Source organism: Mesorhizobium sp. M7A.F.Ca.US.008.03.1.1, from assembly GCF_003997495.1.
In the GTDB taxonomy this organism is placed as follows: Bacteria; Pseudomonadota; Alphaproteobacteria; order Rhizobiales; family Rhizobiaceae; genus Mesorhizobium.
This window is the reverse complement of the sequence record NZ_RZRU01000002.1, coordinates 495,573-505,067: the sequence shown is the minus strand read 5'-3', so window position 1 is coordinate 505,067 and position 9,495 is coordinate 495,573. Positions and strand designations below refer to the sequence as shown.

General features: G+C 62.3%; 13 protein-coding genes. 7 read left to right on the top strand and 6 right to left on the bottom strand.

The window, feature by feature from the left end; genetic code table 11:
• Positions 1-270 precede the first annotated feature (270 nt).
• The 3 genes from rpoD to EOA16_RS05445 all read left to right on the top strand — a co-directional run bounded on the left by rpoD (position 271) and on the right by EOA16_RS05445 (position 3,267).
• Positions 271-2,292, top strand: a complete 2,022-nt coding sequence (gene rpoD, locus EOA16_RS05455) for an RNA polymerase sigma factor RpoD (RefSeq protein WP_013530149.1) — start codon at positions 271-273, stop codon at positions 2,290-2,292.
• A 180-nt stretch (positions 2,293-2,472) separates the two neighbouring features.
• Positions 2,473-2,766: a GYD domain-containing protein gene (locus tag EOA16_RS05450; protein WP_127256159.1), complete on the top strand. Its 294-nt coding sequence runs from the start codon at positions 2,473-2,475 to the stop codon at positions 2,764-2,766.
• Between the two features lie 132 nt (positions 2,767-2,898).
• Entirely contained in the window at positions 2,899-3,267 is a 369-nt protein-coding gene (locus tag EOA16_RS05445) for a DCC1-like thiol-disulfide oxidoreductase family protein (RefSeq protein WP_127256232.1), read from the top strand.
• Between the two features lie 66 nt (positions 3,268-3,333).
• Here the strand turns inward: EOA16_RS05445 and EOA16_RS05440 are convergent, their stop codons facing one another.
• A complete protein-coding gene (locus tag EOA16_RS05440) occupies positions 3,334-3,591 on the bottom strand; it encodes a DUF2798 domain-containing protein (RefSeq protein WP_127256157.1) in 258 nt (85 codons plus the stop codon).
• Positions 3,592-3,861: 270 nt separating this feature from the next.
• Here EOA16_RS05440 and EOA16_RS05435 point away from each other — a divergent pair, with 270 nt between their 5' ends.
• Both EOA16_RS05435 and EOA16_RS05430 read left to right on the top strand, forming a co-directional pair.
• A complete protein-coding gene (locus EOA16_RS05435; protein WP_127256156.1) occupies positions 3,862-4,551 on the top strand; it encodes a PadR family transcriptional regulator in 690 nt (229 codons plus the stop codon).
• A 112-nt stretch (positions 4,552-4,663) separates the two neighbouring features.
• The gene (locus EOA16_RS05430) at positions 4,664-4,963 is read left to right on the top strand and encodes an HlyU family transcriptional regulator (RefSeq protein WP_027039266.1); all 300 of its coding nucleotides are present in this window, start codon (positions 4,664-4,666) and stop codon (positions 4,961-4,963) included.
• A 92-nt stretch (positions 4,964-5,055) separates the two neighbouring features.
• On the opposite strand, the gene EOA16_RS05425 is transcribed toward EOA16_RS05430, so the two are convergent.
• From EOA16_RS05425 to EOA16_RS05405, 5 genes are all read right to left on the bottom strand, one after another.
• The gene (locus EOA16_RS05425) at positions 5,056-5,265 is read right to left on the bottom strand and encodes a hypothetical protein (RefSeq protein ID WP_127256154.1); all 210 of its coding nucleotides are present in this window, start codon (positions 5,263-5,265) and stop codon (positions 5,056-5,058) included.
• Between the two features lie 93 nt (positions 5,266-5,358).
• Complete coding sequence (locus EOA16_RS05420; protein ID WP_127256152.1) at positions 5,359-5,994, bottom strand: outer membrane lipoprotein carrier protein LolA; 636 nt, start codon at positions 5,992-5,994, stop codon at positions 5,359-5,361.
• A gap of 50 nt (positions 5,995-6,044) precedes the next feature.
• Complete coding sequence (locus EOA16_RS05415; protein ID WP_127256150.1) at positions 6,045-6,308, bottom strand: YMGG-like glycine zipper-containing protein; 264 nt, start codon at positions 6,306-6,308, stop codon at positions 6,045-6,047.
• A gap of 187 nt (positions 6,309-6,495) precedes the next feature.
• Positions 6,496-7,698, bottom strand: coding sequence for an MFS transporter (locus tag EOA16_RS05410; RefSeq protein WP_127256148.1), 1,203 nt, complete (start codon positions 7,696-7,698; stop codon positions 6,496-6,498).
• A 126-nt stretch (positions 7,699-7,824) separates the two neighbouring features.
• Positions 7,825-8,283 (bottom strand): Lrp/AsnC family transcriptional regulator, encoded by a 459-nt coding sequence (locus EOA16_RS05405; protein ID WP_013530158.1) that lies wholly within the window; start codon positions 8,281-8,283, stop codon positions 7,825-7,827.
• 169 nt (positions 8,284-8,452) lie between these two features.
• Here EOA16_RS05405 and EOA16_RS05400 point away from each other — a divergent pair, with 169 nt between their 5' ends.
• Together EOA16_RS05400 and EOA16_RS05395 are read left to right on the top strand one after the other, a co-directional pair.
• On the top strand, positions 8,453-9,187 hold the full coding sequence (locus tag EOA16_RS05400) for an AzlC family ABC transporter permease (RefSeq protein WP_127256146.1): 735 nt from the start codon (positions 8,453-8,455) through the stop codon (positions 9,185-9,187).
• Positions 9,184-9,483 (top strand): AzlD family protein, encoded by a 300-nt coding sequence (locus tag EOA16_RS05395; RefSeq protein WP_127256144.1) that lies wholly within the window; start codon positions 9,184-9,186, stop codon positions 9,481-9,483. The genes EOA16_RS05400 and EOA16_RS05395 overlap by 4 nt, the downstream gene beginning before the upstream one ends.
• The last annotated feature ends 12 nt before the right edge of the window (positions 9,484-9,495 follow it).

Here is a 9,495-nt window from a genome sequence, read left to right as displayed (position 1 = left end):
CCGAACCCGCGTCGACGGGAAATAAGCGATGTGAGGTACTGGTCACTGGACAGGCAGCCCGCCTGCCACAGATATCAGGGTTAATCTGGACTTAATGCATGTCGCCCAAAAGGGGGAACCCGGTTTTGGGGCAACGACATACACCAAACGAAACGAGTTGATGCAGTTACTGGCCCGGTGAAGCGCGTTTCATAAGCGAGCGCATCCGATTTGACTGGTCCGACAGCTTACGCGGCTTTGAAGTTCGGCCGCTAGGAGAAGATAAAGACTATGGCGACAAAGGAAAAGGAAGAGGTCGAAACCGAACGCGAAGGCGCCACCGATGGCCCTCTGCTCGACCTTTCCGATGATGCTGTCAAGAAGATGATCAAGGCCGCCAAGAAGCGCGGCTATGTCACCATGGACGAGCTGAATTCGGTGCTGCCCTCCGAGGAAGTGACCTCCGAGCAGATCGAGGACACGATGGCGATGCTGTCCGACATGGGCATCAACGTGGTCGAGGACGACGAGCAGGGCGAAGAGCCCGAGGCCGCCGACACCGCGGCCGATGCCGAGGAAGACGCCAACGAGCTGGCCGAGCAGACCGGCACCGCGGTCGCCGCCACCACCACCAAGAAAGAACCGACCGATCGCACCGACGATCCGGTGCGGATGTATCTGCGCGAGATGGGCTCGGTCGAGCTTTTGTCGCGCGAGGGCGAAATCGCCATCGCCAAGCGCATCGAGGCTGGCCGCGAGACGATGATCGCCGGCCTGTGCGAAAGCCCGCTGACGTTCCAGGCCATTATCATCTGGCGCGACGAACTCAACGAATCCAAGATCCTGCTGCGCGAGATCATCGATCTCGAAGCGACCTATGCCGGCCCCGAGGCCAAGCAGGCGCCGGTGGTCGAGCGCGTCGAGGAAGCCAAGGTCGAGGACAAGCCGCGCCGTTCGCGCGACGACGAAGACGACATCACCAATGTCGGCGCCGATACGCGTGGGCTGACGGATGACGACGACGAAGACGAGGACGAAGCGAGCCTGTCGCTGGCCGCGATGGAAGCGGAACTCCGCCCGCAGGTGATGGAGACGCTCGACGTCATCGCCGACACCTACAAAAAGCTGCGCAAGCTGCAGGACCAGCAGGTCGAGAACAGGCTCGCGGCCGCGGGCACGCTGTCGCCCAGCCAGGACCGCCGGCTGAAGGAGCTGAAGGACCAGCTGATCAAGGCGGTGAAGTCGCTGTCGCTCAACACGGCGCGCATCGAGGCGCTGGTCGAGCAGCTCTACGACATCAACAAGCGCCTGGTGCAGAACGAAGGCAAGCTGCTCAGGCTGGCCGAAAGCTACGGCGTGCGCCGCGAGGAGTTCCTGAAGGAATATCAGGGTTCCGAGCTCGACCCGAACTGGACGCGCTCGATCGGCAATCTGACATCGCGCGGCTGGAAGGAATTCACCAAGAACGAGAAGGATGCGATCAAGGACCTGCGCGCCGAGATCCAGAACCTCGCCACCGAAACGGCGATCTCGATCCTGGAATTCCGCAAGATCGTCAACCAGGTGCAGAAGGGCGAGCGCGAAGCGGCGATCGCCAAGAAGGAAATGGTCGAAGCCAATCTGCGCCTCGTCATCTCCATCGCCAAGAAATATACCAATCGCGGCCTGCAGTTCCTCGACCTGATCCAGGAAGGCAATATCGGCCTGATGAAGGCGGTCGACAAATTCGAATACCGCCGTGGTTACAAGTTCTCGACCTACGCGACGTGGTGGATCCGGCAGGCGATCACGCGTTCGATCGCCGATCAGGCGCGCACCATCCGCATTCCGGTGCACATGATCGAGACGATCAACAAGATCGTGCGCACCTCGCGCCAGATGCTGCACGAGATCGGCCGCGAGCCGACGCCGGAAGAACTGGCCGAAAAGCTCGCCATGCCGCTCGAAAAGGTGCGCAAGGTCTTGAAGATCGCCAAGGAGCCGATCTCGCTCGAAACGCCGGTCGGCGACGAGGAGGATTCGCATCTGGGCGATTTCATCGAGGACAAGATGGCGATCCTGCCGATCGACGCGGCGATCCAGGCCAATCTGCGCGAGACCACCACGCGCGTGCTGGCGTCGCTGACGCCGCGCGAGGAGCGCGTGCTCAGAATGCGCTTCGGTATCGGCATGAACACCGACCATACGCTGGAAGAAGTCGGTCAGCAGTTCTCGGTCACCCGCGAACGTATCCGCCAGATCGAAGCCAAGGCGCTGCGCAAGCTCAAGCACCCGAGCAGGTCGCGCAAGCTGCGCAGCTTCCTGGATAGCTGAGACTTACCGATGCAAAGAGTTCAAGGGCGCCGATGGCGCCCTTTTTTGTTGTGGGGCGCACTCTTGCGGCGCAGGTCCTTCGGGAGGATACTTTCGTGTCGGATGCATTTTCTGGGCGACAACCCGGATGCCCGCCCCGGCGAAGCCGCCGTGCTCCGTGGCCCCGGAGGGAGGTATGCCATGACAAGCTACATCGTGCTGATGAACTGGACGGAGCAGGGTGCCAGAAACGTGCGCGAGTCACCGAAGCGGCTCGATGCCGCCAGGAAGCAACTGGGTGACATGGGCGGATCGTTCAAGGCGTTTTACCTGACCATGGGCGAACACGATATGGTGGCGGTGGTCGAAGCGCCCGACGATGCGGTGCTGGCGCGCTTCTCGCTGATGCTGGCAGCGGCCGGCAATGTCAGGACGCGGACGCTGAAGGCCTTTCCCGAATTAGCCTACCGCGAGATCGTCACCTCGCTCGGATAGGCACCGCAGTGAAAGGGCCGGACCGGCTGGTCCGAGACAGCCTCGTTCGTGCGCAACCGCTTGAGCGACGTCTTGACGGCGCCTGATCGTTCGTGGTCCTTCAGGTTGCGCTATCAACCCAATGCCGGGACCATGCTGACTGTCTGGTACAACACGCGCTGCCCGGTCTGCGATGCCGGCATAAGCAGGCAGAAGCGGCGGCTGATCGAAGCGGTCAAGGCCGGGCGGATCGAGTTCCGTGATATCAATTTTGAACCGGCAGCGCTTGCCGGACATGGCGCGTCGCTTGACGATATCCGCCGCCGGCTTCACGCCACCGACGCTGGTGGCCAATTGCTGGTCGGTGCCGATGTGGCGATTGCCGTGTGGAAGTTCACGCCGGGGGAAGGCTGGCTGGCGACTTTGTTCGGCAATCCGATTGTCTTGCCGCTGACACGCTTTGCCTATGATCGTTTCGCCGACCTGCTCTATGCCTGGAACCGGCGCAAGGGTCGCTGGTAGCGCTTCGTGATTGATGACCAGAAGCGCAAAGGTCCGGAGGACATCTCCGGACCTTTTTCGTGCGAGCTATCGGCTGGCCGGCTCGCATAGCGCGCCGACGATGCGGCGTACCACCGGCAGAACCAGCAGCAGCGTCGGACACGCCACCAGCCAGGACAGGCCCCAGGCGGTCAGCCAGATGGACGGCAGCTCGGGGTGGAAGCCAAGGCTTTTCAACGTCGAGATGAACGAGACGATGAAGGTCATCAACAGCGACAGTACCAGCGGGCTAAGAACAGCGGCATAGCGCGCAGGCAGCTTCCTGCGCTGATGTCTTGCAGTCATTTTGAGAGTTTCCCTGAAGTATCCGGTCCGTCGCATTGGCATCCATTCGCCGGTGACCGGCTGAATTGCCCGGAAAGACCGGGTTGGATGCGTTGCTTGACGTCAGACGCTTACGGAGCAGCCGAGGCGCTCGCGGGTCTTCTAGCGGCACGTTCCGGTGAAAGCAAGCCTCTGGCGCCGCATTCAGATACATCGTAAGATATATCTTGACTCCATCGATTGACCCGCCTAATTAAGATATATCGTAAGATACAACTCAAGGAGCAATCAATGCACAAACATTTTGGGAACAACCATTTCGGCGAGCGCATGTTCATGCACATGGCCGGCAAATTTGGTGGCAGAGGGGGCGGCGGCTTCGGCCCGTTCGGGCATGGCGGTCGCGGTGGCGGGCGCGGCGGCCCGGGCGACATGTTCCGCGCCGGGCGCATGCTGGCCGATGGCGACCTCAAGCTGATCACGCTGTCGCTGCTGGCCGAGGCGCCGCGCCACGGCTACGACATCATCAAGGCCCTGGAAGAGCGCACCAGCGGCATCTACAGCCCGAGCCCGGGCGTGGTCTACCCGACGCTGACCTTCCTGGAAGAGGCCGGCTATGCCACCTCCGCCGCCGACGGCAACAAGAAGGTGTTTTCGATTACCGAAGCGGGCCAGGCGCATCTCGCCGACAACCGCGAGATGATCGACGGCGTTCTCGACCATCTCGAGCGCTTCGGCCGCAAAATGGCCAAGGCGCGCGACTGGTTCGGCTGGAACGACGAGAGCGAAGAGGGCGGGCGTCGTGGCGGCCGGGGTGGCCGCGGGGATCGTTCGGAAGCACGCGACGAATTCCGCGCAGTCCGCCACCGGCTGCGCGCGGCTCTGGGCGACTTCGTCGACGCCCCGGCCGACAAACAGGCCGAGGCGATCGCCATCCTCGAAGCCGCCGCCGAGGCGCTGGAAGCGCTGTCGCACAAGTAAGCTCCTCCGGCCGATGGGACGCCGCCCTTGCCCGCCGGGCCAAGGACCGATAGTGAAATTCATCCCGCATCACTCTACATGGTGCGGGATGAATGCTGTTGGAGGAAGTCCGATGTCTTTTCTGAAGCGTCTTTTCGGCGGTGGCGGCGGCGGAACCCAGACGGCCGAGCCGACGAGTGCAGCGCCAGCCAAGCAGGTTGAGCACAAGGGCTTCCTGGTCAGCGCCACGCCCTACAAGGCGGATGGCCAGTACCAGACATGCGGCGTCGTCTCCAAGGAGATCGACGGCGTGGTGAAGGAACACAAATTCATCCGCGCCGACCGCTTCGCCGGGCTCGACGACGCTGTCGACATCTCGATCAAGAAGGGCATCCAACTCGTTGACGAGCAGGGCGAACGGATTTTCGGGTAGGGCCGAGGGCGGATCATCGCCGCCGGAGCACCGCGTAACCACGCGGGCGTTGCGACCTGTCGTTCAGGGGTTGACGTGCGGCCGCCAGCGGGTCAATTCGTTCCGGCGGGATCGATCGACATCAGGCGTGCCCTGGCCTCGATCAGGTGCCTTTGAGCGGCCCTTATCCGGCCGCACAATGCCAGATTAAGGGCGACGCCGGCTTCCTCGTCCAGCAAGTCATTGGCGCGCTTCAAAGAGTTCTCTGCTCTTCTTATGCGCAGTCTGGCGTTGGCCGCTTCGATGCTGTGAATTTCAATCATTGTGCCGCGTCCTTTGCGGTTCCGGTCCCTTCATGGACTAAACCGCCGGTGATCCTATTGGTTCCGGCGCTGTGACTATGGCTGCGGTTTCGGCTATTTCGTTGTCGTGTTGAATTCACGGTTTGCCGCATAATCGATAACGAAGGTGCCCTCGGGAGCGCGAACTCCCTGCCTCACATTTGAGATGGTCACCGTCGTGGTAAGTCCCTTCTCGTCGGTGAGGCTCCATCTGCGCAGATCGAGCGATTTTCTGTCGAACACCATGGAGATGTTCGAATTGCCGAAAGCCGATCTGTCGGCCAGCTTGACGGTAACTTGGGCGCCATCGTCTCTGATGCTTTTGAGGCGACTGCCGGAGAAGTCGACCTTGTTGTCGAGCAGCAGCTTAAGCGGCGTCTTCGAGAGAGCATAAAGCCGCGATGTCTTCAGTCTCCTGTTATAAACAACCAGGGATTTGCCATCCGCGATCACGCTGACCCCAGATTGGCCTGCATAGTTGAACCGGATCTTGCCTGGGCGCTGGAGAAAAAACCTGCCGTGTTTTCTTTCCGCTTTCGGGCCTGATTGCACGAAATCCCCCGACATGGATTTCACCGATGAGAAGTGATCGGCAATCGTCTTTGCTTCAACCGGCGCGGCGGAAATCGCAATCGTGGACCCGGCGTTCACCGCGGCAGCGCCGACAGCGGCAAACAAGAAACCCAGCAGCTTTTTGATCCGATAGGCCATTCGATTAACCCCAGCAGACGCGTGATCGAAGGAGATCACGCGCCTTGAGATCAGTAGCCGTTCGGGCACCGCGCGACGTAAACCCGGCCGTACTGATCGCGATATCTGCACTGGCCGGCTTCGCTGGCGTGGCCGATGACGGCCCCGGCTATCGCTCCAACCGCACCGCCAACAACCGCCCCTTCCACAGGGTCTCCGGCCACTGCGGCGCCTACGGCCGCGCCACCCAAGCCGCCGACGGCGGCACCTTGTTCGGTACGGGAGCACGCCGAGAGCGGAATGAGCAGGCTCAAAACGAGCAGCGTCTTTTTCATTGGTTCTCTCCTGGGGCCACTATTAGCCAAGGCTTAAATGCTCAAGAGAGCTTTTCGATCCATCGCCCGTTGCGTGTCATTCAAGCGCCAGACCGGCGGAGCCGCGTGCCGGGACAGGATCCGCAGCGAACGAACGGGCCAGGCTGATTGCGTGCCTGGCCAGCAAGGTTTGGGAAATCGACCCGGACTAAGCCACCTGCAACTCTTTGCGCGGCAATGGCGGGAAGGCGATCGCGATGCCGACCGCGCCGAGCCCGATGATGGCCGAGCCGATGAACAGCCAGTGGTAGTTGGCGTAGGCATCGAACACCATGCCGCCGGCCAGCGGTCCCAGCGCCATGCCGAGGCTGGACAGCATGGTGGCGGCGCCGAATACGGTGCCGAGGATGCGCTGGCCGAAATATTCGCGCGCCAGCACCGCATAGAGCGGCATGACGCCGCCATAGGTGGCGCCGAAGATGACGGCCAGCATGTAGAACTGACCGAGCTGGCTGATCGAGAGATAGGCGGCAATGACGATCGCCTGGATCGCCAGGCCCGCGATCAGCACCGGCTTGACGCCCAGCCGGTCGGCCAGCACGCCGTAGAACAGCCGGCCGCCGAGGCCCGCCAGGCCCTCGACGCTGTAGATCGAGACGGCCGCCATGGGGGCGACGCCGCACAGCATGGCATAGCTGACCATGTGGAAGATCGGCCCGGAATGCGCCGCGCAGCAGGCAAAGAAGGTCAGCCCGAGCACGATGAATTGCGGCGAGCGCAGCACCTGGCCGACTGTCAGGCCGGCGCCTTCGGCAACCGGCGCGGAGCCAGTATCGGCCGCCACCGGCGTCGGCGGCTGGCGGACCAGCAGAACCGCCGGCAACAGCAGTATCCAGGCCGTAATGCCGATGTCGAACATGGCGGTGCGCCAGTCATAGGCCGAGATCAGCCAGCGGGCGAAGGGCGAGATCGTCATCGGCGCCACGCCCATGCCGGCCGAGACCAGCGAGACGGCAAGGCTGCGGTTGGTGTCGAACCAGCCCGTGGTCAGCGCGATCATTGGCGCGAAGAAGGCGCTTGCCGCGAGGCCGACGAGCACGCCATAGGTGATCTGGAAGCTCAGCAGCGAGCCGGCGCGGCTGGCCAGCACCAGCGCCAGCCCAAGCAGGACCGCACCGATCGTGACGACGATGCGGGCGCCAAAACGGTCGGAAATGGCGCCCCAGGCAAAGCCGCCGAGGCCCATCACCAGGAAATTGAGCGTCATGGCGCTGGAAATGCCGGCGCGCGACCAGTTGGTGTCGATCGCCATCGGCTCGAGGAAGATCGCCAGCGAAAACATCGTCCCGATGGCGACACAGGACATCAGCGCGCCAGCGGCGACGATGACCCAACGATAGGAAAGGCTCATTCAAATCTCCCATGCCAGAGGGCAGCGCTCAGCGCTGCTTGCACCCGAAGGACGCTGGCACCGAGGCCGATCCTACAATCCGGTTGCATTTTTTATCCAGTCTAGCCCGGCGCCGTTTTCAGCAGCTCAGATCGGCAATTCCGACGTGTATTTGATCGTCTGGCTGGGGACGTCGGTCTTGACGTTCTGCACGCCCTTGATGCGGCTCAAATGTTCCGACTGGAAGCGGCGGTAATCGTCGATGCCGGCCGCCACCACGCGCACCATGGCGTCGCAATCGCCGAGCATCAAATAGCACTCCATCACCTGCGGCAGCTTGGCGACTTCGGTGGCGAAATGCTCGATCGTGTCCTCGTCCTGCGTTTTCAGCCAGATGCGGGTGAAGAAGGTCAGACCCTTGCCGATGCTGGCCGGGTTAAGCACGGCGACATAGCGGTCGATGACACCGGCCTCCTCCAGCAGCTTCACGCGACGCAGGCAAGGCGATGGCGACAGCCCCACCTCATTGGCCAGATCGTTGTTGGCCATGCGGCCGTCGCGCTGCAGCGCCCGCAGGATCCGCTTGTCGATCTCATCAAGTTTCATGATTTTGGATTCCATGTATTGGTAAATTTGTGACATTTAATGCCAAGATTACGTAAAACTCAACAATCTTTGCAACCAAATTGCGAGCAAATATCGGTATGTTTGCCGCCGACATCAGTTGATTTCAGACGCAGGAAGCGGCGGCCGCCAGGCCGGCCGATGAGTAACCATGAGCATTTCACAGACAGTCGAGGCGGCGGGCGATGGCTCGGGATCCGAGTTCCGCCGTGGCGTGACGTCCTGCGCGCCGGTGCTGTTCGGCACCATCCCTTACGCGCTGGTGCTCGGCGCCCAGGCCACGCAGAAAGGGCTGAGTACGGTCGAACTGTCTATGATGACAGGGCTGAACTTCGCCGGCGGCTCGGAATTCGCCGCGATCCAATTGTGGACGTCGCCGCCGCACATCGTGCTCATCGTCGCCATCACCTTCCTGGTCAACAGCCGTCACCTGCTGATGGGTGCGGCACTGGCGCCGTTCCTGCGCCACCTGCCGAAGCGCAAGGTGTTTCCGGCGCTTTTCTTTATGTGCGATGAAAGCTGGGCGCTGGGCCTGGCCGATGCCAAACAGCGCGCCGCCGCCGGCATCACGCCGGCCTTCAGCCCGCGTTACTATATGGGCGCGGCGCTGGCGATGTATCTCACCTGGGTGGCCTTCACCACGCTGGGTGCCTTGCTCGGTCCGATGCTGGGCCATGTCGAGACCTACGGTTTCGACATGGCGTTCCCGGCCGTCTTCCTGGTGCTGATGCGCGGCATGTGGACGGGTATGGCGGCGGCGCGGCCCTGGCTGGTCAGCCTCGTCGTTGCGGCACTGGTCTATCTCTTCGTTCCGGGTGCCTGGTATGTCGCTGCGGGTGCCGTGTCGGGGCTGGTCGCGGCCTGGCTGATGGCGGGTGATGCATGATCGACATGGCGACCCTGCTTACCATCGTGCTGATGGCCTCCGTTACCTACCTGACCCGGACCGGCGGCTATGTCGTGCTGCGCAACCGCACGCTCGGTGCCCGCGCCACGGCGGTGATGGAGGCGGCACCTGGTTGCGTCCTGATCTCGGTGATCGCGCCGGCCTTCGTGTCGAAGTCCCCGGCGGATATTCTGGCGCTGGCTGTCACTCTGGTAGCCGCCATGCGGCTTTCCATGCTGCCGACTGTGCTGATCGGAGTCGCTTCGGCGGGGGTGCTTAGGCATTTCATCGGCTAGAAAGGCAGCGGC